Annotated in this window: 17 protein-coding genes; 12 read left to right on the forward strand and 5 right to left on the reverse strand. The window is 71.8% G+C overall.

Features of this window, described 5'->3' with window-relative positions:
• Positions 1 to 6 precede the first annotated feature (6 nt).
• On the reverse strand, positions 7 to 1,293 hold the full coding sequence (locus AB0M93_RS37685) for a saccharopine dehydrogenase NADP-binding domain-containing protein (protein ID WP_364283256.1): 1,287 nt from the start codon (positions 1,291 to 1,293) through the stop codon (positions 7 to 9).
• A gap of 108 nt (positions 1,294 to 1,401) precedes the next feature.
• On the opposite strand from AB0M93_RS37685, the gene AB0M93_RS37690 reads away from it, so the two are divergent.
• The 3 genes from AB0M93_RS37690 to AB0M93_RS37700 all read left to right on the forward strand — a co-directional run bounded on the left by AB0M93_RS37690 (position 1,402) and on the right by AB0M93_RS37700 (position 8,420).
• Positions 1,402 to 2,565: a lactate 2-monooxygenase gene (locus tag AB0M93_RS37690; protein ID WP_364283259.1), complete on the forward strand. Its 1,164-nt coding sequence runs from the start codon at positions 1,402 to 1,404 to the stop codon at positions 2,563 to 2,565.
• A gap of 95 nt (positions 2,566 to 2,660) precedes the next feature.
• Positions 2,661 to 6,560 carry an ATP-dependent RNA helicase HrpA gene (gene hrpA, locus AB0M93_RS37695; protein WP_364283262.1) on the forward strand — a complete coding sequence of 1,300 codons (3,900 nt, stop codon included), beginning with the start codon at positions 2,661 to 2,663 and terminating at the stop codon, positions 6,558 to 6,560.
• A 159-nt stretch (positions 6,561 to 6,719) separates the two neighbouring features.
• On the forward strand, positions 6,720 to 8,420 hold the full coding sequence (locus AB0M93_RS37700; RefSeq protein ID WP_364283265.1) for a sialidase family protein: 1,701 nt from the start codon (positions 6,720 to 6,722) through the stop codon (positions 8,418 to 8,420).
• 38 nt (positions 8,421 to 8,458) lie between these two features.
• Here the strand turns inward: AB0M93_RS37700 and AB0M93_RS37705 are convergent, their stop codons facing one another.
• Positions 8,459 to 10,147, reverse strand: a complete 1,689-nt coding sequence (locus AB0M93_RS37705; protein ID WP_364283268.1) for a bifunctional 3'-5' exonuclease/DNA polymerase — start codon at positions 10,145 to 10,147, stop codon at positions 8,459 to 8,461.
• Positions 10,148 to 10,293: 146 nt separating this feature from the next.
• Between AB0M93_RS37705 and AB0M93_RS37710 the strand changes: the two genes are divergently transcribed.
• Positions 10,294 to 11,928 (forward strand): acyl-CoA synthetase, encoded by a 1,635-nt coding sequence (locus AB0M93_RS37710; protein WP_364283271.1) that lies wholly within the window; start codon positions 10,294 to 10,296, stop codon positions 11,926 to 11,928.
• Here AB0M93_RS37710 and AB0M93_RS37715 read toward each other — a convergent pair.
• Positions 11,923 to 12,219 carry a nuclear transport factor 2 family protein gene (locus tag AB0M93_RS37715; RefSeq protein ID WP_364283274.1) on the reverse strand — a complete coding sequence of 99 codons (297 nt, stop codon included), beginning with the start codon at positions 12,217 to 12,219 and terminating at the stop codon, positions 11,923 to 11,925. The genes AB0M93_RS37710 and AB0M93_RS37715 overlap by 6 nt on opposite strands.
• Before the next feature lie 75 nt (positions 12,220 to 12,294).
• Here AB0M93_RS37715 and AB0M93_RS37720 point away from each other — a divergent pair, with 75 nt between their 5' ends.
• Positions 12,295 to 15,252, forward strand: a complete 2,958-nt coding sequence (locus AB0M93_RS37720) for a LuxR C-terminal-related transcriptional regulator (protein ID WP_364283277.1) — start codon at positions 12,295 to 12,297, stop codon at positions 15,250 to 15,252.
• A 3-nt stretch (positions 15,253 to 15,255) separates the two neighbouring features.
• Here AB0M93_RS37720 and AB0M93_RS37725 read toward each other — a convergent pair whose 3' ends face one another.
• Positions 15,256 to 16,185 carry a hypothetical protein gene (locus AB0M93_RS37725; RefSeq protein WP_364283279.1) on the reverse strand — a complete coding sequence of 310 codons (930 nt, stop codon included), beginning with the start codon at positions 16,183 to 16,185 and terminating at the stop codon, positions 15,256 to 15,258.
• A gap of 382 nt (positions 16,186 to 16,567) precedes the next feature.
• Between AB0M93_RS37725 and AB0M93_RS37730 the strand changes: the two genes are divergently transcribed.
• The 5 genes from AB0M93_RS37730 to AB0M93_RS37750 are packed head-to-tail and all read left to right on the forward strand — an operon-like array spanning position 16,568 to position 20,346.
• Positions 16,568 to 17,320 (forward strand): SDR family oxidoreductase, encoded by a 753-nt coding sequence (locus AB0M93_RS37730; protein ID WP_364283282.1) that lies wholly within the window; start codon positions 16,568 to 16,570, stop codon positions 17,318 to 17,320.
• A complete protein-coding gene (locus tag AB0M93_RS37735) occupies positions 17,317 to 18,375 on the forward strand; it encodes a phosphotransferase family protein (protein WP_364283285.1) in 1,059 nt (352 codons plus the stop codon). Before AB0M93_RS37730 ends, AB0M93_RS37735 begins: the two co-directional genes overlap by 4 nt.
• Positions 18,375 to 19,031: a histidine phosphatase family protein gene (locus AB0M93_RS37740; protein WP_364283288.1), complete on the forward strand. Its 657-nt coding sequence runs from the start codon at positions 18,375 to 18,377 to the stop codon at positions 19,029 to 19,031. The genes AB0M93_RS37735 and AB0M93_RS37740 overlap by 1 nt, the downstream gene beginning before the upstream one ends.
• An 8-nt stretch (positions 19,032 to 19,039) precedes the next feature.
• Positions 19,040 to 19,957 (forward strand): SMP-30/gluconolactonase/LRE family protein, encoded by a 918-nt coding sequence (locus AB0M93_RS37745; RefSeq protein ID WP_364283291.1) that lies wholly within the window; start codon positions 19,040 to 19,042, stop codon positions 19,955 to 19,957.
• Complete coding sequence (locus AB0M93_RS37750) at positions 19,957 to 20,346, forward strand: VOC family protein (protein WP_364283294.1); 390 nt, start codon at positions 19,957 to 19,959, stop codon at positions 20,344 to 20,346. The genes AB0M93_RS37745 and AB0M93_RS37750 overlap by 1 nt, the downstream gene beginning before the upstream one ends.
• Before the next feature lie 5 nt (positions 20,347 to 20,351).
• On the opposite strand, the gene AB0M93_RS37755 is transcribed toward AB0M93_RS37750, so the two are convergent.
• Complete coding sequence (locus AB0M93_RS37755; RefSeq protein WP_364283297.1) at positions 20,352 to 21,005, reverse strand: SDR family NAD(P)-dependent oxidoreductase; 654 nt, start codon at positions 21,003 to 21,005, stop codon at positions 20,352 to 20,354.
• Positions 21,006 to 21,071: 66 nt separating this feature from the next.
• Here AB0M93_RS37755 and AB0M93_RS37760 point away from each other — a divergent pair, with 66 nt between their 5' ends.
• Both AB0M93_RS37760 and AB0M93_RS37765 read left to right on the forward strand, forming a co-directional pair.
• Complete coding sequence (locus AB0M93_RS37760) at positions 21,072 to 21,653, forward strand: TetR/AcrR family transcriptional regulator (protein ID WP_364283300.1); 582 nt, start codon at positions 21,072 to 21,074, stop codon at positions 21,651 to 21,653.
• A gap of 169 nt (positions 21,654 to 21,822) precedes the next feature.
• Positions 21,823 to 23,055, forward strand: a complete 1,233-nt coding sequence (locus AB0M93_RS37765) for a DUF222 domain-containing protein (protein ID WP_364283303.1) — start codon at positions 21,823 to 21,825, stop codon at positions 23,053 to 23,055.
• The last annotated feature ends 133 nt before the right edge of the window (positions 23,056 to 23,188 follow it).

The raw sequence follows: 23,188 nt of genomic DNA on the forward strand, positions 1-23,188 counted from the left end.
GAGCACTCAAGGTGTTTGTGCTGGGTGGTCGACCTGGTCGACATGGCGCGTTCGATCTGTTGCCACCGCGTCTACCAGGCAAAACGCGTGCTTGCCGTTAACGTGCGTCAGTCCCAATTTGACTTTACCACTCACGAGCGTGGTGAAGCGGATGCCGGCCTGGGTGAGCCGGTCGACGAGCGCGCCGCCCATCGCCGTCGCCGTGGTCACCTGGCCCGCCGTGGCCGGCAGGTCGTCGGTCGCCAGGCACAGCGCCGATTCCGCGAGCATCTTCGCCGTTTCGTCGTAGCCGGGATCACCGCCCGACACCTCCGTCACGACGCGCGAGCCGCCGCCTTCGCCGACGAACCGCACCGAGAACCACGACCGCGCGCGGCGCTCGGGGCTCGGTCCGCTGCCGGGCGCGAGCAGCCGCGAGAGCGCCCGCCGGGCCGGCGGGACCTGCGCCGCGGCGAACAGCGCCCCCGCCCCGGCGACGCCGCCGGCCAGCACCGGGAGGTGCTTCACCGCGGCGAAGTGCCGGTAGGTGAAGTCGGGCCCGTAGCGCTCGGACGCGGCCGCCGACCGGCGGACGACCTCGGCGTCGATCGTCGGCAGCGGCACCGCCCACCAGCCCGCGCCGGCGACCCGGTGCGGGCGCCCGAGCGGGGCACGCGCGAACCGCCCGGCCGGCCGCGGCTCGGCCGCCGCCCGCTCGCGGGCCACCCGGGCCCCCGCGGGCAGCCGGGACATGATGGTCAGCGCGCTGAGCACCGTGCCGCCCGACGGCATCCCGCCGGCCCGCACGTAGCCGTCGACCCGCAGCGGCACGTCCTCCGGCAGCTGCTGCACGGTGAACCAGGCGCCGAGGTCGTGCGGGACGGAGTCGAACCCGCACGCGTGCACCAGCCGCGCCCCGGTTTCGCGGGCGCGCCGGTCGTGCGCGAGGTACATCCGGTCGACGAACTCGGGTTCGCCGGTGAGGTCGACGTAGTCGGTACCGGCCTCGGCGCACGCGGCCACCAGCGGCTCGCCGTGCGTCAGGTACGGCCCGACGGTGGTGATCACCACCTTGGTGGCCTCGGCGACGGCCCGCAGCGACGCCGGGTCGCCGGAGTCGGCGACGAGCAGGTCCAGCGAGCCGAACCGGTCGTCGATCCCCGCCAGCCGCGTCCGGACGGCCTCGAGCTTGCCGCGGTTGCGCCCGGCCAGCGCCCAGCGCAGGTCCGCGGGAGCGTGGCGGGCCAGGTAGCCGGCGGTCAGGTCACCGGTGAACCCGGTGGCGCCGAACAGGACCACGTCGTACGCGCGCATGGCTTCTCCTCCGGGACGTCGGCGGCCCCACGTTACCCGTCGGTCACTTCCCGGCGCCGGGTGAACTACCGGCGGGTACAGTGCCCCCTCGAACGCGAGGAGGCAACCGTGACCGAACGCTTCGGCAGCTACCAGAACGAGATCTACCTGCAGGGACTCGGGGGACAGCTGCCGCCGTGCTCGACCGACGCGACGAAGCTCGAAGCGTCGGCCCGCGAGGTCATGGCGCCCGGGCCGTTCTCCTACGTCGCGGGCGCGGCCGGCTCCGGCGCGACCGCACGCGCCAACCGCGAGGCGTTCGACCGCTGGCGCGTCGTGCCGCGGATGCTGACCGGCGCCACCGACCGCGACCTGGCCACGACGGTGCTCGGCACCCGGCTGCCGGCGCCGGTGGCCGTCGCGCCGGTCGGCGTCCAGTCGATCGTCCACCCGGACGCCGAATCCGCGACCGCCCGCGCCGCCGCGTCGGTCGGGCTGCCGTTCATCCTGTCCACGGCGTCCTCGACCGGCATCGAAGACGTCGCCGCGGCCAACGGCGACGGCCCGCGCTGGTTCCAGCTGTACTGGCCGGGCGACAACGACGTCTGCGCGAGCCTGCTGACGCGGGCGAAGAACGCGGGCTACACGGCGCTGGTCGTCACGCTCGACACGTGGACGCTGGCCTGGCGACCGTCCGATCTGGACCAGGCGTACCTGCCGTTCCTGAAGGGCGAGGGCTGCGCGGTCCCGTTCACCGACCCGGTGTTCCGCGGCCTGCTGGAGAAGACCCCGGAAGAGGACCCGAACATGGCGATCTTGCGCTGGATCGGCATGCTCACCGGCACCGACCGGACTTGGGACCAGCTGCCGTTCCTGCGCGAGCACTGGGACGGCCCGATCGTGCTCAAGGGCATCCAGCACGTCGCCGACGCGCGCCGCGCGGCCGAGGCGGGCGTGGACGGCATCGTGGTGTCCAACCACGGCGGCCGCCAGGTCGACGGCGCGCTCGGCGCGCTGGAGGCCCTGCCGGGCATCGTCGCGGCGGTCGGCGACCGCCTGGAGGTGCTGTTCGACTCGGGCGTCCGCACCGGCGCGGACGTGCTGAAGGCGCTGGCGCTGGGCGCCCGGGCGGTCCTGGTGGGCCGCCCGTGGGTGTACGGCCTGGCCCACGCGGGCGAGGCCGGCGTCCGGCACGTCCTGCGCAGCCTGCTCGCCGACTTCGACCTGACCATGGGGTTGTCGGGGCACTGCACCCTCGCCGACCTGGGGCCGGAGTCGCTGCAGCGGGCCTGAGGGGAGCCGGCCCGAGCTCTCGAGGGTGCGCCCGGTCACGCGGCGGGGATATTCGGAGGCCCGGTTCGTCACGCACGGCTATCCTTGGACCAAGAATGTCCGAGCCATCCCCCTTCCACGCGCTGCGTGCGCGCCTGCCCGAGCTGATGCCGCGCGACGAGCAGCGGCTGCGCCGGCGGCTCGAAGGCGCCCGCAAAGCCCGCAACCGCGACTCCGTGCTCGCGCAGATCGCCGCCGACATCGACAAGGCCGAGCGGCGGCTCCAGTCGCGGCGCGAGAGCGTGCCCAAGATCGAGTACCCCGAAGAGCTGCCGGTCAGCCGGCTCAAGGACGAGATCGCCGCGGCCATCGGCAAGCACCAGGTCGTGATCGTCGCGGGGGAGACCGGCTCGGGCAAGACCACCCAGCTGCCGAAGATCTGCCTGGAGCTCGGCCGCGGCATCCGCGGCCAGATCGGGCACACCCAGCCGCGCCGGCTGGCCGCGCGCACGGTCGCCGACCGGATCGCGAGCGAGCTGAAGACCGAGCTCGGCGAGACGGTCGGCTACAAGGTCCGGTTCACCGACCAGTCCGGGCAGGACACGCTGGTCAAGCTGATGACCGACGGCATCCTGCTGGCCGAGATCCAGACCGACCGGTCGCTGCGCCAGTACGACACGCTGATCATCGACGAGGCCCACGAGCGCAGCCTCAACATCGACTTCATCCTCGGCTACCTCAAGCAGCTGCTGCCGCGCCGCCCCGACCTCAAGGTCATCATCACCTCCGCGACGATCGACCCGGAGCGCTTCTCGAAGCACTTCGACGACGCGCCGATCGTCGAGGTGTCCGGCCGGACGTACCCGGTCGAGGTGCGCTACCGGCCGCTCGTCGACCCCGACGACCCCGAGGGCTCCGGAGACGCTGACGAGCGCGACCAGACGCAAGGCATCCTCGACGCCGTCGAGGAGCTGTGCGCCGAAGGCCCCGGCGACATCCTGGTGTTCCTCTCCGGCGAGCGCGAGATCCGCGACACCGCCGACGTGCTCAACCGGGCGAACCTCCGCAACACCGAGGTGCTGCCGCTGTACGCGCGCCTTTCGACGGCGGAGCAGCAGCGCATTTTCCAGTCCCACACCGGCCGCCGGGTGGTGCTCGCGACCAACGTCGCCGAGACGTCGCTGACCGTGCCGGGCATCAAGTACGTCGTCGACCCGGGCACCGCGCGGATCTCGCGCTACAGCCACCGCACGAAGGTCCAGCGGCTGCCGATCGAACCGGTGTCGCAGGCGTCGGCGAACCAGCGCAAGGGCCGCTGCGGCCGGACGTCGGACGGCATCTGCATCCGGCTCTATTCGGAAGCGGACTTCGAAGCGCGGCCCGAGTTCACCGACCCCGAGATCCTGCGGACCAACCTCGCCTCGGTCATTCTGCAGATGACGTCGCTGGGCCTCGGCGACATCGCCGCGTTCCCGTTCGTCGAGCCGCCGGACCGCCGCCAGGTCGCCGACGGCGTCGGCCTGCTGCAGGAACTGGGCGCGTTCGCGCCGGGCGGTTCCGGGTCCGACCGCAGCCTGACCGACATCGGCCGCAAGCTCGCGCAGCTGCCCGTCGACCCGCGGATGGGCCGGATGGTCCTGGAGGCGGCGAGCAACGGCTGCGTCCGCGAAGTGATGATCATCGCCGCGGCGCTGTCCATCCAGGACCCGCGGGAACGGCCGGCCGAGAAGCAGCAGGCGGCCGACGCCCAGCACGCGCGGTTCGCCGACCCGACGTCGGACTTCCTCGCCTACCTGAACCTCTGGGAGTACGTCTCGGAGCAGCAGAAGGCGTTGTCCGGCAACCAGTTCCGCCGGATGTGCCGCACCGAGTACCTGAACTACCTGCGCCTGCGCGAGTGGCAGGACATCTTCAGCCAGCTGCGCCAGCTGGCCAAGCCGCTCGGCATCTCGCTGAACACGAACGCGTCCCCCGTCGACCCGCAGCGCGTGCACACGTCGCTGATCGCCGGCCTGCTCTCGCACATCGGGCTCAAGGACCCGGCCAAGGGCGACTACCTGGGCGCGCGCGGCGCCCGGTTCGGCGTGTTCCCGGGGTCGGCGCTGTTCAAGAAGCAGCCGCGCTGGGTGATGTCGGCGGAGCTGGTCGAGACGTCCCGGCTGTGGGCGCGGGTGAACGCGCGCATCGAGCCGGAATGGGTCGAGCCGCTGGCCCAGCACGTCGTGAAGCGGTCGTATTCCGAGCCGCACTGGGAACGCAAGCAGGGCGCGGTGATGGCGAGCGAGAAGGTGACGCTGTACGGCGTCCCGCTGATCGCCGACCGCCGCGTCAACTACGGCCGGATCGACCCGGAACTGTCGCGGGCGATGTTCATCCGGCACGCGCTGGTCGAAGGGGACTGGCAGACGCGCCACCACTTCTTCGCCGAGAACCGGGCGTTGCTGGAGGAGGTCGAAGACCTCGAAAACCGCGCCCGGCGGCGTGACATCCTGGTCGACGACCAGACGCTGTACGAGTTCTACGACGCCCGCGTGCCCGCCGACGTCGTCTCGGTGCGCCACTTCGACAGCTGGTGGAAGAAGGCCCGGCACACGGATCCTGATCTGCTGTCGTTCGAGAAGTCCATGCTCATCAACGAGGCCGCGGGCAGCGTCCGCGAGGGCGACTACCCGGACTCGTGGACGCAGGGCACGCAGGTCTTCAAGCTGACGTACCAGTTCGAGCCGGGCGCGGACGCCGACGGCGTGACGGTCCACGTCCCGCTGCCGGTGCTGAACCAGGTGACGCCGGACGGCTTCGACTGGCAAGTGCCGGGCCTGCGGGCGGAGCTGGTGACGCAGCTGATCAAGTCGTTGCCGAAAGCGTTGCGGCGCAACTTCGTCCCGGCGCCCGACACGGCCCGGGATGTCCTTTCGCGAGTGTCGCCTTCGGACGGTCCGCTGCTGGAGGTGCTCGGCCGCGAGCTGCGGGCACTGCGCGGGATCACGGTGCCGTACGCGGACTGGGACCCGGCTTCGGTGCCGGACCACCTGAAGATGACGTTCCGCGTGGTCGACGAGCGCGGCAAGCGCGTGGCCGAGGGCAAGGACGTCGAGGCGCTGCAGCGGCAGCTGGCCCCGAAGGTCCGCGAGACGATCTCGAAGGCGGCCAACACGCTGGAGAAGGCGGGCCTGACGAAGCCCGCGTTCGGGTCGCTGCCGCACGTTTTCGAGTCCCACCAGCGCGGTCACGACGTGAAGGCGTACCCGGCGCTGGTCGACGAGGGCGAGTCGGTGGCGGTGCGCCTGCTGGACACGCCGGCCCAGCAGGAACACGCGATGTGGGCGGGCACGCGGCGGATGCTGCGGCTCAACCTGAACTCGCCGATGAAGTTCATCACGCGGTCGCTGTCCAATTCGTCGAAGCTGGTGCTGAACCGCAACCCCCACGGAAGCGTGGCGGCGCTGCTCGAGGACTGCGTGGACTGCGCGGTGGACGCCCTGATGGCGGCGGGCGGCGGCCCGGCGTTCGACGAGACCGGCTTCAAGGTGCTGCTGGAGAAGGTCCGGGCGGGCTTGCACCCCCAGGTCCTCGAAGTCCTGACCGAGGTGGAGAAGATCCTCCGCGCGGCGAACGACGTCGAGGTCCAGCTGACATCCACCCGCGGCCCGGCGGAGTCCCTGGCGGACATCCGCGCCCAGCTGGCGGCGCTGGTGTACCCGGGCTTCGTGACGGAGACGGGCGCGCCGCGACTACGTCACGTGGTGCGGTACCTGCAAGGGATTTCCCGACGCCTGGAGAAACTGCCGACGGAGCCGACCCGCGACCTGCAGCGGACGGCGGACATCGCGTGGATAACCCGCGAGTACGCCGAGGGGTTGGCGTCCCTCCCACCGGGAACGTCGTCCCCGGCGCTGCGCGAGGTGCGGTGGATGATCGAGGAGCTGCGGGTGTCGTTCTTCGCCCAGACACTGGGGACGGCGCACCCGGTGTCGCTGAAGCGGATCACCAAGGCCCTGGACGACGCTTTGGCGTGACGCCGGGAATGTCCGGCTCCACACTTACGGCGGTTGACCCGCGGCGGGCGGGCGTCAAGCCTGGGGCGGCTGGAGACCTTCCTGGGAAAGGACTTTCCGATGTCCTTGGGTGTTTCGTCCGCCAAGCGAAGAATCGTCGCCGCCTGTAGTGCGCTTCTCTTGCCGCTTGTCTTCGCGTCCACCGCGCACGCCGCCGCCGGGGGTGCGCCGGTGCCCGGGGAACCGCATGCCGGCAAGGCGAAGATCGCCGCGGAGGCTCGGCACGATGTGCCGAATCCGCTGCTCAAGGAGCAGTTCGCCGAGGAGGAAGAGGAAGACGGCGACGATCCCGCGCTGTCCGCGCTCTGCCAGACCTACATCGGCAAGCCGAACCCGTACCGGCCGCTCGCGCCGAACACCGACGTCATCGACGGCGACACCATCGTGCCCACCGGCAGCCAGACCGGGTGCAGCACGGCGCAGAACGAGACGACCGTCGCCGTCAACCCGGAGAACCCGCGCAACATCGTCGCCGGGTCGAACGACTACCGGCTGTACAACACGCGTGAGTCCCGCAACGACTCCGGCGGGTTCGCCTACACCTCGTTCGACGGCGGCCGGACCTGGGCGAACGTCCAGCTGCCGCACCTCGACTACCCGACCGGCGCCGCCGCGCCGCTGTCCTACATGGACGCCGCCGGTGACCCCGCGATCGCGTTCGGGCCGCACAACACCGTCTACTACGCGACGCTCGTGTTCAGCCGCGCCGCGGTGCCCGACGACCAGCAGCTCGCCAGCGGCATCGCCGTGTCGGTGTCCCACGACGGCGGCCGCAGCTTCGGCGACCCGGCGATCCTGCACCTCGACGGCGTGACCCCGGCGGGCACGCCGACGCCCACCAACATCTTCAACGACAAGGAGTGGATCGCCGCCGACCCGGTCACCGGCGACGTCTACGTGACCTGGACGCAGTTCACCTACGACGCGACCGGCGCGTTCACCGAGTCGCCGATCGTGCTGTCGAAGTCCCGCGACTTCGGCCGCACGTGGTCGCCGATGCGCCGGATTTCGCCGTCGCTGACCGGTTTCCACGGTGGGATCACGCCGTTCGGCAGCGGCTCGAACCCAGTGGTCACCCGCGACGGGACCCTCCAGGTCGCCTACGAGACGTCGGTGTGCGCGACGGCCGCGTGCGACCAGCCCGCCGACCACGACGCGGTCGTCGTGGCGACCTCCCGGGACGGCGGCCGGACGTTCCGGCACACGGAAGTGGGCCTCGACTTCGACTTCCCCGTCGACGAAGACCTCGCCAACAACGCGCTGACCGGCGAGAACTTCCGGGTCAACAGCTTCCCGCAGCTGACCTACGACCGGGTCACCGACCACCTGTGGGTGACCTGGGCCGACGACCGCAACGGCACCTACCGCGACGGCGAGTCGGTGAAGACCAACGGTGACGCCTTCCTCAGCGGATCCGACGGCCGGCACGGCTGGTCGAAGCCGGTCAAGATCGGCACCGGCGCCGACGAGGTGTTCCCCGCGGTCGCGGCGCTGGCCGGCCGGGTCGCGGTGACGACCTACACGCGCGGCTACGACCCGGGCGGTATCGGGCTGGACTACGCCTACGCCACCGGCTGGGGTGACCGGATGTCCCCGCTGCGGCGGATCACGACGCAGACGGCGAACCCGCAGGTCCAGTTCGTCTCGACGGGCGCGGTGACGGGCAAGGAACTCCAGGGCGTGTTCATCGGCGACTACACGGCGGCGGCGGTCGGCGCCGACTTCCGCCTGCACCCGGTCTGGACCGACTTCCGCGGCAACCCGGGCCGGACCCTGCCGAACCAGGACGTCGGGACGCAGTCCCTGCCGATGTTCCCGTAGCGAGGCGGACCGGCCGCTCCCGGCCCGGGAGCGGCCGGTCACTTCGCGTCGGCGTAGGTGTCGACGACCGCGGTCTGCATCGGGAAGCGGACCGGGCAGGCCGGGCCGAACAGCATCCGGGCCGCCTCCGCGACCGAGTCCACAATGGACTCGGTCACCGTGCCGGCCAGCGGAGCCGGGGTGTGGACGATCACCTCGTCGTGCTGGAAGAACACCAGGTGCGCCGGCTCGGGCAGGCGGGTCCGCAGGGTCGCCAGCATCACCGCCGTCATGTCCGCCGCGCTCGCCTGGACGACGAAGTTCCGCGTGAACCGGCCCCAGCCGCGCGAGGCCCGGCGCGCCTTCAGCTCCGCCGCTTCGTCCGACGCCAGGCCGCCGGTCAACGCGCGCCAGGCCGCCGAGGGCGCGGGCGACGTCCGGCCCAGCCGGGACCGGACGCGCTCGCCGCGCTCGCCCGCCTGTGCCGCACGCTCCACATAGGACACCGCGTCCGGGAACCGCTGCCGCAGCAACCCCAGCAACGGCCCCGCTTCGCCGGACGTGCCGCCGTACATCGCCGAGAGCATCGCGATCTTCGCCCGGGCGCGGTCGTCTCGGTCGTCGTCCGCGGCCGGCACCCAGCGGGCGCCGGAGAACAGCGCCTCGCCGAGGCGCGCGTACAGGTCCGTCGCCGCCGCGACGTCGGCGAGCCGCCGGTCGCCCGACAACGCCGTGAGCACCCGCGGCTCCAGCTGGGCCGCGTCGGCCACCACCAGTTTCCAGCCCGGGTCGGCCCGGACGCACGTCCGCAGCACCTTCGGGATCTGCAGCGCCCCGCCACCGCGGCTGGCCCACCGCCCGGACACCACCCCGCCGACGACGTAGTGCGGGCGGAACCGGCCGTTGCCGACCCACTCGTCGAGCCAGGCCCAGCCGTTCGCGGTGAACAGCCGCGACAGCTCCTTGTACTCCAGCAGCGGCCCGACCGCGGGGTGGTCGATGCCCTTGAGCAGGTACTTCCGCGCCGCCGGCACCTCGATCCCCTCGCGGGCCAGCGCGCGGACCACGCTCGGCGGCGAGTCCGGGTTCACCGGCCGTCCGCCGAACGCCTCGCTGATCTTCGCGGCCAGCTCGACCAGCGCCTTCGGCCGCTGCCCGGCGGGCACGCGCGGACCCAGCCGCTCGGCCAGCAGCGCCTCGTGCACGTCGGCGCGCCAGGGCAGGCCGTCGGCCGACATCTCCACGGCGGCCAGCGCGCTCGCCGACTCCGCGGCCAGCAGCAGCCGCATCCGGTCCGGGTGCGCGGTCGCCGCCACCCGCCGCTCCTGCTCCGCGAGCACGCGCCGGACCGCCGTGACGACCGTCACGCCCTCGGGCAGCGTCGGCACGCGCGTCTCGAACAGCGTCGGCTGCGCGAGCTCGACGGCCGTCGCGTCCGGCGGCGGTTCCTCGCCGTTCGCCCTGGCCCAGGCCGCGCGCAGGCTCCGCGACTGCGTCTCCGCGCCCTCGTACGCCAGCAGCAGCCCCTCGGCCAGCTCGAGGTCGTAGCAGCGGCGCACCTGCAGGCCGGCCGCCACCAGCAGCGGATACGTCCGCTCCACGGACGGGAACACCCACCGCGGCGCCAAGGACGTCTCCAGCTCCCGCGCCAGCGCCAGGAAAGCCGCCTCGTCCAGGCCGTCCACCGTCGAAGACGGCGTGTGCACGGTGAAGCTCCCGTCCTCCTCCCGTCCCGCGATCACCTGCACCCGGACATCATGCCGACCACCACCGACAGTTTCCGCGGGCTGGTGCGTTCGGCCCACGGTTGGTTTACTCTCCAGTAGCTCCCATACCGCCGGTACGCCCGCCGTCGGCGTGGGCTCACTCTTCCCGCAGCAACGGAGGTGCCTGGATGAGTCTGGTCGCGCTCGCCACCACGGTGGCGGACAAGGTGACCGAGACGGTGCGCAGCGTCGACGTGATGCGGCGGGCGGGCCTCGTGCCCTTCCCCCGGCTCGACGAGGGCGTGCGCTCGCTGGTCGCGCTGCGGAAGTTCGGCCCGTTCGCCGGCGCCAACCACATCTCCGCGCGCCGCGACCCGGCCGCCGTCGGCATCGTCGACGAGCTCGGCCCGCTCACCTACAAGCAGCTCGACGACCAGTCGAACGCGCTGGCCAGGGCCTGGTCCGAGCGGGGTATCCGGCCCGGCCAGGTCGTCGCCGCGCTCTGCCGCGACCACCGCGGCCTGGTCCTCACGATGGCCGCGTCGGGCAAGCTCGGCGTCCGCCTGCTGCTGATGAACACCGGGTTCGCCAAGCCGCAGCTGGCCGACGTCGCCAAGCGCGAAGGCGTCACGGCGCTCGTCTACGACCAGGAGTTCACCGGCCTGCTCGACGCGATCCCCGACGGCGTCGACCGCTACCTCGCCTGGGTCGACCCGGGCTCGGACCTGACCGACCGGACCGTCCCGGTGCTCGACGAGATCATCGCCAGCACCGACGACCGGCCATGGCCCGCGCCGGCCAAGCCGGGCGGTTTCGTGCTGCTGACCAGCGGCACCACCGGCACGCCGAAGGGTGCACCGCGGCCGCACACCTCGGCACTGGCATCGGCGCAGTTCCTCGACCGGATCCCGCTGCGGTCCAACGAGGCCACGTACATGGGCGCGCCGCTGTTCCACGGCACCGGGCTGTCCCAGTTCATCCTGTCCTTCGCGCTCGGCTCGAAGGTCGTGATGCGGCGCAAGTTCAACCCCGAAGAGGCGCTGCGCGGCGTCGCCGAGCACAAGTGCACCGCGCTCGTGCTGGTGCCGACCATGCTGCAGCGCATCGTCGACCTGCCGAAGGAGGTCCGGGAGAAGTACGACACGTCGGCGTTGCGGATCATCTTCGTCGCGGGCTCGGCCCTCTCGCCGGACCTCGGCAACCGCGCGAACGACGCGTTCGGCCCGGTCGTGCACAACCTCTACGGCTCGACCGAGGTCGCGGTGGCGACGGTCGCGACGCCGGAAGACTGGGCGAAGGCCCCGGGCACGGTCGGCCGCGCACCCGTCGGCTGCAAGGTGGCGCTCTACGACGAAAAGGGCCGGAAGATCACCGAGCCGAACGTCACCGGCCGCGTGTTCGTCGGCAGCGGGCTCAGCTTCGGCGGCTACACCGACGGCCGCCACAAGGAGATCATCGACGGCCTGCTCTCCAGCGGCGACGTCGGCCACTTCGACGAAGACGGCCTGCTGTTCATCGACGGCCGCGACGACGAGATGATCGTCTCCGGCGGCGAGAACGTGTTCCCGATCGAGGTGGAAAACCTCCTGGTCGAGCGCGAGGACGTGATCGAGGCGGCGGTGGTCGGCGTCGAGGACCCGGAGTTCGGGCAGCGGCTCAAGGCGTTCGTCGTGCGGGCCGAAGGGGCCGACCTCGACGCCGACGAGATCCGCGACTACGTCAAGGCGAACCTGGCCCGCTACAAGGTGCCGCGGGACGTCGAGTTCCTCGACGAGCTGCCGCGCAACGCAACCGGGAAGGTGCTGCGCACCAAATTGTCATGAGCCGCGCTGCACGTTGACGATCAGCCAGCGTCCGTCCCGGTTTTCGGCCACCACCGTGCAGGCGACGCCGTCGCGGTGCCCGGTCGCGACGCCGACCGAGTGCGTCACCTGCAGGCGCGTCCACCGGAACGCGCCCGCGGGGACGCGGCCGGGCCAGCCGGCCTTGCCGAGCACGCGCCCGGCCGGGCCGTCGCCGCGGAAATCGTCGGCCAGCAGCGGCGCCAGCACTTCGGCGTCGCCGTTCGCGTCGGCGTCGGACCAGCGGGCCAGCACCACTTCGAAGGTCTCCACGATCCGAAGGTCGCAGGCAGCGGGAAGGCGAACATCGGCCACCTGGCCGAGATCCGCTGGCAGACTGGCCGGGCCATGACTGCGACGAAACTCCTCCCGGCGGGCACGGTCACGATCCTCTGCGCCGGCGACGCCGCCCCGGTCGTCTTCACGACCCCTGACGAGGCGCTCGCGGCGCTGCCCGGCGGCCCGGCCGCCGTGCACACCGGGGACGTGCTGATCCGCGACGACGGCACGCCCACCGGCCCCGCCGTCCGCCGCTGCGAACAGCTGCGCGCGCTGGCGGAGGACGGCCGGATCCTCGTGTCGGCCCGCACCGCGGCGGCCCTCGGGGACGCCGTCACGCTGCACGACCTCGGCGTCCACCGGCTGCCGGACCTCACCGCGCCCGAGCGGGTCTTCGAACTCGGCGACCCACCCGATCCGCGGCCGCTTCGCTCGCTCGACGCCGTCCCGAACAACCTGCCGGTGCAGCTGACCGGGTTCGTCGGCCGCGACGCCGAGGTCCGCGACGTCCGGCGGCAGCTCGCCGGGACGCGGCTCGTCACGCTGGCCGGGCCCGGCGGCAGCGGCAAGACGCGGCTCGCCGCGCAGGTCGCCGCGAGCACCGAGTGGCCCGACGGCGTCTGGTGGGTGGAGCTGGACGCCGTGACCGAGGTCGCCGAGCGGGTCGCCGCGACGCTTGGCGTGCCGGTCGAGCCCCACGTCGGCGCGGCCCGCTCGGTCGCGACGGAACTGCGCGACCGGCGCGTCCTGCTCTGCCTCGACAACTGCGAGCACGTCCTCGACGGCGCCACCGAAGTCGCGGTCGAGCTGCTGCGGTCCTGCCCCGAGGTCGCGGTGCTGACGACCAGCCGCGAACCCCTGGGGGTACCGGGGGAGACGGTGTGGCGGGTGCCGCCGCTGGCCGTCGAGGACGCCGTCGCGCTGTTCGTCGAGCGGGCGGGCGCGGTCCGGCCGCTGTTCACCCTGGACGCCTCCAGCGCGGCCGCCGTCCGGTCGATCTGCACGCGGCTCGACGGCATCCCGCTCGCCGTCGAACTCGCCGCGGCGTGGCTCGGAACCCTGACCCCGCACCAGATCGACGCCGGCCTCGACGACCGGTTCGCCCTGCTCACCCGCGGCCCGCGCGGCGTGCCGGCCCGGCAGCGCACGCTCGAAGGTTCGATCGCGTGGAGCCACGACCAGCTCGACGAGGAAGATCGCGCGGTGTTCCGGCGGCTCGCGGTGTTCGCCGGCGGGTTCACCCTGGACGCGGCCGGCGGCCCGGCGGTGCTGCCCGCGCTCGGCCGGCTCGTCGACAAGTCCTTGGTGCAGGCCGAAGACGGCCGCTACCGGCTGCTGGAGACGCTGCGCGAGTACGCGGCGGCCCGGCTGGCCGAGGCGGGGGAGACCGCGGCCGTCCGCGACCGCCACCTCGGCCACTACCTGGCCCTGGCCGAAGCGGCCGAGCCCGAGCTCGACCGCGACAAGGACGCCTGGCGCGCGCGGATCGAGCCCGAGCGCGACAACCTGCGCGCGGCCCTGGAATGGGGCCTGGTGCAGGAGGATCCCGCCCGGGGCCGCCGGCTCGCCGCCGCCGTCGCGTGGCTGTGGAACCTGCACGGCTACGGCCACGAGGGCTTGGCCTACCTCAAGCGCGCGGTCGCCCGGTGCCCCGGCGACCGGACGCCGCTGCAGGCCCGGCTGCTGACCGGGATGGGCCTGGTCGCCGACACCACGGCGCCGTTCGACCTCGAAGCCGCGCGGCAGGGCCTGGAGCTGGCCACCGAACTCGGCGAAGCGGGCCTGCGAGCGCGATGTCTTTCGCTGACCGCACTCGGGCTCCTCTACACGGACCTGGACGCCGCCTGGGACGTCGCCGTCGAAGCCGGGAAGGTCGCCGAGGACGCCGGAGACGGCTTCGCGCGGGACAGCGCGTTGATGCTGCGCGGGCTCGTCCGGTTCGCCCGCGACCGCCACGACGAAGCGGCGCCGCTGCTGGACGAAGCGGCCGAAGGACTTCTGCGCCGCGGCGACCGCGGCCTCGCCTCGACCGTCCTCAGCGTCCGGTCCGGGATCGCGCTGGCCGCGGCGGACCTGCCGCGGGCGCGCGAACTCGCCGCGCAGGCCGTCGGCGTCGCCGCACCGCTCGGCGACTTCCACCGCGTCAACACGACGTTGTGCCGCTTGGCCCAGGTGCACTGCGAGGCCGGGGACGTCGAGGCCGGATTCCGCGTGATGGAGCCGTTCCTGCGCCTGCTCGAGACGGCCGGTGACGTCTTCGTGCCGGGCATGGCCGGCGTGCTGGGCCGGCTGCACTGGCGGCGAGGCGACGTCGAAGCGGCGTTGCGCTGGTTCGAGCGCGAAGCCGTGCCCGGGACGTACATGGCCGCGCAGGGCCTGCCCGAACGCGGCGCTCTGCTGCGCGCGCTCGGCCGTCCCGAGGAGGCCGCGGAGGTGCTGGCCACCGCCGTCGAGCTCACCCGCCGCTGGTCGCTGCCGTCGCCGCTGGCCGACGCCCTGGACGAGCAGGGGTACCTGGCCGAGCCGGAACAGGCCGCCGACCTGCACCACGAATCGCTGAACCTGCGGCTCGCCCACGGCCTCCGGCTGGGTGTCCTGGCCAGCCTGGACGCGCTGACGACGCTGCTCGCGCGCACTGGCCGCGAGGCCGATGCCGCCCGGGTGCTCGTGTCGGCTTCGCAGGCCAGGGCCGAGCTGGGGGCGCCACGCCGTCCTGCTGCGCAGGCGGAGCTGGACGCGCTCGGCCTGGTGACGGACTCGTCGCCGATGAGCCTCGACGACGTGGTGGCTTTCGTGCGCCGGACCCGCGGCAGCCGGGGCCGCCCGTCGAGCGGGTGGGGCAGCCTGACGCCGACGGAACTCGAGGTGGTGAAACTGGCGGCCGCGGGATGCACGAACCCGGAGATCGGCACCCGCCTGTTCATGAGCCGCGGCACGGTCAAGACGCACCTCGCGCACGTCTACGCGAAGCTGGGCATCGCGAACCGCACGGAACTGGCCACCCTGGCGGCGGCCCACCTGTCCTGAAATTCAGTCCCAGTCGATGCCGAAGACGCCGGGGCCGAAGTCGAACACCACCGCGTGGACGCCGTCGGCGCCGTCGAGCGTGAGCGGGCGCCGGGCGAGCGTGCCGGTCGCGCCGCCGCGGGAGTACTGCCAGCAGCGGCCGGGGGCGGTCCCCGGCGCGAACCGGACCTCCAGCAGGTACTCCCGCACCGGCCGCCGGAACTCGCGGTAGTGCGTGTTGCGGCACTCCGGGTACGGCGGCCCGCTGTTGGTCAGCGTGTACTCGATCAGGTGCGTCTCGCCCCGGTTGACCGGCCGGTCGAAGAGCAGCTCGGCGACGATGAGGCCGTGCGCCTCGTCGACCTCGGCGCGCCCGACCCGGCAGTTGCGCACGGCGTGCAGCTCGGGGGCGCCCGCCGCGGGGTCGTCCTGGGTGTACACCAGCAGCCAGCGGTCCTGGCCGTCCGCGGCGGCCTGGAACACCGCCCGCGCGGTCACCGCGCGCTGCCCGCCGTCCGCGGCGATCTCGCACAGGTCGTGCAGCCCGACCATCTTCAGCGGCTGCTGGCGGTCGAGCGCGTGCGGCGCGCCCACCTTGTCCAGCAGCGGCTGCAGCACCTCGCGCGGGAACGACACCGGATCGCCGCCGGCCTGGCGCTTACCGGCACCACCGCGCGGCCGGGGCGGCGGCAGCAGCCCGAGCAGGGACCCGGCGGGCACGTCGAGGATTTCTTCCAGCGTGCGGACGGCCGACAGCGAGCTCTGCCGCTCCGGCTGCCGCTTGCCCGACTGCCAGTAACTGAGCGCGGTGACGCTGACGACGACGCCGCGGGCCCGCAGCCGCGCCTGGATCCGGTCCAGCGACAGCCCGCTCGTGGCGATGGCCGCGCGCAACTGGATGGCGAACGCGGTGCGCCCACTCTCCTGGCCGTCACCCGCCGTGCTGCCCGCCATTGCTGAAACCCCGACCCGCCCCGTGCCGTCCCCCGACGATCCCCGACACCGGAGAACGTTAGCAGGATTCCCGGCGTCGTCAGCGCCCGTCTTCGGCCGGGTCGCCGGAGCGGCCACTCGGGCGAACGGGCTAGTACTGGCAACTGTGAACCATTGCCCCGGCCTGGGCGGACGCGCTTTCATGACTTGCCTGCGCCGGTGGCTCCGCCTCCCCCTCACGGCCCACCAGTGCGCAGGCGCGACCGGCCGCGAGAGCGGTTCCGGCTCCGGTTCACCCGGCCGCGTTGTGCGACCGGCCGGTGTGGCCGCGCGATGACCGGTGGCCCGGCGACGCCCCCAGCGCCGGGCCACCGGTCTTGTTACCACCGGGTAGCATCCGGGCATGGTCCTCCGGCAGAACATCCTCATCACCGGCGCCAGCAGCGGGTTGGGCGAAGGTATGGCCCGCCAGTTCGCGGCGAAGGGGCGCAACCTCGCGCTGTGCGCGCGGCGCACCGAGCGGCTCGAGAAGCTGGCCGCCGAGCTCACCGCGGCGCACCCCGGGATCAAGGTCGTCACGCGCACCCTCGACGTCACCGACCACGACCGCGTGTTCGCCGTCTTCGAGGAGTTCCGCGCCGAACTGGGGTCCCTCGACCGGGTGATTGTGAACGCCGGGCTGGGGAAGGGGCAGCGGGTCGGCACGGGCCGGTTCGACGCCAACCGGCAGACCCTGGAGGTCAACTTCATCGCGGCGGCCGCCCAGATCGAGGCCGCCGCCGGGATCTTCCGCGAGCAGGGCAACGGCCACCTCGCCGTGATTTCGTCGTTCAGCGCGCTTCGCCCGTTCCCGGGCAAGCTGACCGCGTACGCCGCGTCGAAGGCGGGGATCTCGGCGTTCGTCGACGGCACCCGCATCGAGCTGAAGCCCCGGGGCATCGCGGTCACCGACGTCCGGCCCGGCTACATCGAGTCGGAGATGAACGACCGGATCGGCCGGAACCCCTTGCTGGTCAAGGCCGAGACCGGCGCCCGGGCACTGGCCAAGGCGATCGAGGCCGAGCGGGCCCGGGCCTACGTCCCGGCGTGGCCGTGGCTCCCACTGAGCGTCGTCATGCGCCTCGTGCCGGCCGCGCTGCTGCGGAAGTTCGCGTGAACGCCCCGGTCGAGGTCCGCGCGGAGGACGCCTTCGACACCGCCGCGGTGCACGCCTGGCTCCGCGGGAAGCTCGAGGGCCTCGGGGACGCACCGCCGCAGGTCCGGCAGTTCCCCGGCGGCGCGTCCAACCTGACGTACCTGCTGAGCTACCCGGACCGCGAGCTCATCCTGCGCCGCCCGCCGGCCGGGCACAAAGCGGCGTCCGCGCACGACATGCGGCGCGAATACCGCGTGCAGCACGCGCTGAAGCCGGTGTTCCCGTACGTGCCGCGGATGCTGGCGTTCGGCGACGATCCGGCCGTGCTCGGCGGCGACTTCTACGTCATGGAGAAGCTCGAGGGCCTGATCCTGCGCGGCAACCTGCCGCCCGGTCTCGAACTGAGCCCCGACCAGGCCCGCGAGCTGTCCGGCCGGGTCGTCGACCGGCTGGTGGACCTGCACGCCGTCGACGTCGGGAAGGCCGGGCTCGCCGACCTCGGCAAGGGCGCGGGGTACGTCGAGCGGCAGGTCCGCGGCTGGTCGGAGCGGTACGTCGCGGCCCGTACGGACAACGTCGGCGACTTCGCCGAGGTCCGCACTTGGCTGGCCGACCACCAGCCGGGCGAGGTCAAGATCTGCCTGATCCACAACGACTACCGGCTCGACAACCTGGTCCTGGACGGGCCGTCGACGCTCAACATCACCGGAGTCCTCGACTGGGAGATGGCCACCCTCGGCGACCCGCTGATGGAGCTGGGCAGCATGCTCGCCTACTGGGTCCAGGCCGGCGACGACGACGCCATGCACGCGAGCCGCCGCCAGCCGACGCACCTGCCGGGCATGTTCACCCGCGAGGAGTTCGTCGCCCGCTACGCGGAGAAGACCGGCCTCGAGGTCGGCGACTGGCGGTTCTACGAGGTCTACGGCCTGTTCCGGCTGGCCGCGGTCCTGCAGCAGCTGTACCGGCGCTACCGCGACGGCGCCACCCGCGACCCGGCGTTCAAGGACTTCTGGCAGTTCGTCGCGTACCTGGAGTGGCGCTGCCGGGAGATCATCGCGAAGGGACGGGTCTAGTGGGCGCGATCTACCTGGTCCGGCACGGACAGGCGTCGTTCGGCGCATCCGACTACGACGCCCTGTCCCCGCGCGGCTTCGAGCAGTCCACTGTGGTCGGTGCGGAGCTGCTCCGGCGGGCGGTCTCCTTCAGCCAGGTCCGGTCCGGGACGCTGGCGCGGCAGCGCGACACGGCGGCGACGGCCCTGAAGGTGCTCGGCACCGACGTCCCGGTGGTCGAGGACCCGCGCTGGAACGAGTACGACCACGTCGACATCGCGCTGCACCACGCCGCCGGCGCGCCCCAGGAGGATTCCCGCGCGTACCAGGGGGTGCTGGACGCGGCCCTGACGGCGTGGACGTCGGCCGGCGCCTCCGGGCCGTGCGCCGAGACGTGGCCGGCGTTCCTCGCGCGGTGCCGTGCCGCGCTCGAGGACTTGGTCGCGTCCCTGGGCAAGGGCGAGCACGCGGTGGTCTTCACCTCCGGCGGCGTGATCGCCACGGTCTGCGGCCTGCTCATGGGCACCCCCGAGACCGGCCTGCTCAAGCTCAACCGCGTCACGGTCAACGGCGGGATCACCAAGCTGGTGTCCGGCCGCGGCGGCGTCACGCTGCTGTCCTTCAACGAGCACCCGCACTTCGAGGCCGACGCGGCTTCGCTGCTCACCTACCGGTAGGAGGCTCGATGCGCTTCGGCGAAGTCACGCTGTACCCGGTGAACGGCCACGGCCCCGAGGACGTCGTCGTCGACGCCGAGGGCCGCATCTACACCGGTGTCGACGACGGGCGCATCCTGCGCCTGTCCCCGGACGGACGGCACATCGACGTCATCGCCGACACGGGCGGCCGCCCGCTCGGGCTGGAGCTGTACGGCGACGACGAGCTGCTGATCTGCGACGCCCGGGCCGGCCTCCTGGTGGTCCCGCTGGCGGGCGGTTCCCCTTCGGTGCTGGCGACTTCCGCGCTGGGCCTCGACTTCGTGTTCTGCAACAACGCCGCGGTGGCCGCCGACGGAACGGTCTACTTCACGGATTCCTCCCGTCGTTTCGGCATCGACAACTGGCGCGACGACCTGATCGAGCAGACCGCGGGCGGCCGGCTGCTCCGCCGTGCGCCGGACGGCTCGATCGACCTCCTGCTCGACGGCCTCCAGTTCGCCAACGGTGTCGCCCTTGCGCCCGACGAGTCGTTCGTGGCGGTGGCGGAGACGGGTGCGTGCCGCGTGTCGCGCGTGTGGCTTTCCGACGGCCGGTCCGACGTGTTCGCCGACGGCCTGTGGGGTTTCCCGGACAACATCTCGACGGGCACGGACGGGCTGATCTGGATCACCCAGGCATCGCCACGCGTGGCGGCCCTGGACTTCGCCCGGCGGTTGCCCGGTTTCCTGCGGGCGGGCATCCGGCGGCTGCCGACGTCGCTGCAGCCCAGCCCGGGTCGCGAAGTGGGTGTCCTGGGTGTCGCGCCGGACGGCCGGGTCGTTTCGGAACTGCGTGGCGAGATCGCCGGGTTCCACATGCTGGTGGGCGTCCGCGAGTGGCGCGGGCAGCTGTACTTCGGCTCTTTGGAGGAGTCGGCGATCGCGGTGACGCCTACCATCGGATGATGCTGAGCAACGTCCGCATCGAAGCGCGCATCCCGACCCAGGACCTGGCCCGAGCGCGACGCTGGTACGCCGAGAAGCTCGGCCTCGAAGCGGTCGAGGAGCGCGAGGGCGGCCTGCGGTACGAAGGCGCGTCGGGCGTCTTCTGCCTGTACGCCTCCGCTGGTGCATCCGACGGTTCGTTCACCCAGGCCGGCTTCTACGTCGACGACCTCGAAGCGACGGTCGCGGTGCTGCGTTCGCGTGGCGTGGTGTTCGAGGAGTACGAGGGCATGCGCGGCGGGATCATGGAGATCCGCGGCAACTACCCGAGCAAGGGCAGCGGTGAGCGCGCGGCGTGGTTCCGCGACAGCGAAGGCAACCTGATCGGCCTGGCCGAAGTGGTGCCCTGAGCGGGTCACCACGGGACGACCTCGCCGTGCCGGTCCAGGAACCGCAGCGTCCGCGCGCCGGCTTGCTTTTCGAGGACGTCGACGACCCGGGGGATGCTTTCTTCGGGGTCCAGGGGCGCGTCGGGGCCGCCGAGCCGGGTCCGGTTGTGGCCGGGGTCGATGAGCAGTTTGGTGTGGCCGTCGTCGTGGTGGCGGGTGGCGTAGCTGCGCATGAGCTGGTTGAGGGCGGCTTTGCTGGCTTTGTAGAGGTCGTAGCCGGGCTCGGTGTTGCGGGTGATGCTGCCCTGCTCGGAGGACATGATCGCGACTGTGCCACCGGGTTCGACCAGGTCGTGCAGCGTCTCCAAGACGCGAAGCGGGCTCAGCGCGTTGGTGATCATGACTTCGGTGAAGTCTTCCGTGGCCACCTCGCCGATCGGGACGTTGCCGCGGTCGATCGCGGCGTTGACGAACAGCAGGTCTAGCGGGTGGCCTCTCAGCCGTTCGCGTAGGGCGCGTAGTTGCGCCTGGTCGGTCATCTCGAGGGCTTCTTCGTGTGGTCGACCGGACGTTCCTCCTTGACGGGTGGTGGTGATGACGTGCCAGCCGCGGCGGTCGAGTTCTTCGGCGAGGACGAGGCCGAGCCCGCGGGAGGCGCCGATGACGAGAGCGTGAGGCATCTTGCTGCTCCTTCGTTTGTCTAGACGAGACGTTGCGTCTAGACAGTAGCACGGTATCGTCCCGGCATGCCAGCTTCTCCTCGGGTCCGGTCCGGCAACCGGCGTGACGAGGCCGCGCGCTTGGCGGTGCTCCACGCCGCGGACGACCTGCTCGTGTCGCACGGGTTCGCTGCGTTGACCATCGAAGCGATCGCGCGTGAGGCCGGGGTGGCCAAGCAGACCATCTACCGGTGGTGGCCTTCGAAGGTCGAGATCCTGCTCGACACGCTCATCGGGGACACTGTCAAGCGCCTGCGGGTGCCGGAGGACTCTTCGGCGGACAGTCTTCGTGGGTATCTGGTTACTTTTGCTCGGTTTGTTACCGAGGATCCTGCCGGGAAGGTTTTTCTCGCCCTTCTTGCTCAGGGGCAGCATGATCCTGCTACTGCCGAGAGCCTTCGGAAGCGGTATCTTGTCCCGCGTCGGATTTTGGAGCGGGAGCTTCTTGCTCGGGCTGTTGCGGCTGGGGAGATTGCTCCTGTGCTGGGACTTGATGCTCTTCTGGATGCTCTGTTCGGGCCTATAGTCTACTGTGCTCTTACTGGGTCTGTTGTTAATGCTGAGCTTATCGATGCGCTTTTTATGTCGCTTGTTCGGCCTTGTGGTTGAGTTTTACCGATACGGCTGCGCCGTGGCGTGGGAAATCGGCGCTCCTTGTGGTCATTTCTGTTTGTGGTCGGTAGTGCCGATTCCCCACGCATCGGTTCCTCTGCCGGGCTTTCGTGGTTGTACCCGTTCGTGTGATGATCAGGTGTTCGATTGGCGGTATTGTTGAGGTATGGCCCCGAACGTGATGCAGGAAGCCGAGGCGGTGGCGCTGGCCGACCGTGTCGGTGAGCTGCTCACGGCCATCCGGTCTGCTGAGGCCGAGCTGGGTGCTGTGTTGGTGGAGATCGAGCAGCGCGGGGTGATGGAGCTGTTCGGCTATCGTTCCGTCGCACGGCTTCTCGAGCACCTCGGTGATGTGCCGAAGGCGGCGGCGGAACGGGTGGTGCAACGTGCCCGGGCCCTCAATCCCGGCCGGACCCTCGACGGCACCCCCATTCCCGCCCTGGCTCCCGCCACCGGCGCCGCGGCTCTCTCCGGTGGCCTCAGTGCCCCGATGATCGACGTGATTGTCGGTGCCCTCACTGACATTCCGCCCGAGCACCGCGACACCGCCGAGAATCATCTACTGTCCTTCGCCGCCGAAGCGGGGCACAAGCAGGTCGCTGCGCTCGGTGCGCGGATCCTGGCCCACCTCGACCCCGATGGCCCCGCACCCGACACCGCCGAACCGGCCACCCCGACCCGGGAACTGTCCCTGCGGCGGAAAAGATCCGGAATCTGGGAGCTGCACGGCAGGTTCGACGACGAGACAGGTACCCGCGCCAGCGCCCTGCTCGATGCGTTGGCGCAGCGCCGCACCACCACCGGTGAGGGTCCCGACCTACGGTCCCCGCAGGAACGCTACGGCGACGCCTTCTCCGACACTCTCGACCTGGCGTTGAACTCCCCGGACTTGCCGATGCAGGCGGGGGAACGCGCCCACGTCCTGGTCGCCGTCTCCCTCGATGACCTCAAAACCGGCGTGGGTGCAGCGACGCTGGGCGACACCGGCCGCATCTCCGCCGCCGAGGCGCGGATCCACGCCTGCGACAGCATGATCATCCCCGCGGTGCTGGGCGAGAAGAGCGAACCGCTCAATCTCGGCCGCCTCCGCCGCCTGATCTCCGCCGGTCTGCGCCGCGCGCTCTATCTCCGTGACCGCGGGTGCGCGTTCCCCGGCTGTCACCGCCCACCGCGGCATTGCCAGGGGCATCACATCCGGCACTGGGCCGAGGGCGGCACCACCGACCTGGGGAACTTGGTGTTGATGTGCGCCCACCACCACCGGCTCCTACATCGCTCCGGCTGGGAGGTCCGCATCGCCGCCGACGGCCTCCCGGAGTTCCTGCCACCGCGGTTTCTGGACAAACGCCGAAAACCCAGGCGTAACAACCTGCACCAACCGCTGCCCTTCGCAGCCTGAAGACGGGAAAGGCCCGCAGCCCACGGCTACGGGCCTACCCCCACGTGTATGGCGCGCCTCAGCCCTATTCCCGCCATTCGGCGGGCAGCAGATATCCCCGCGGCCTGGACTAGGCACCGCCCGCCAACCCACC

The organism is Amycolatopsis sp. NPDC051102, from assembly GCF_040682815.1.
Lineage (GTDB): Bacteria > Actinomycetota > Actinomycetes > Mycobacteriales > Pseudonocardiaceae > Amycolatopsis.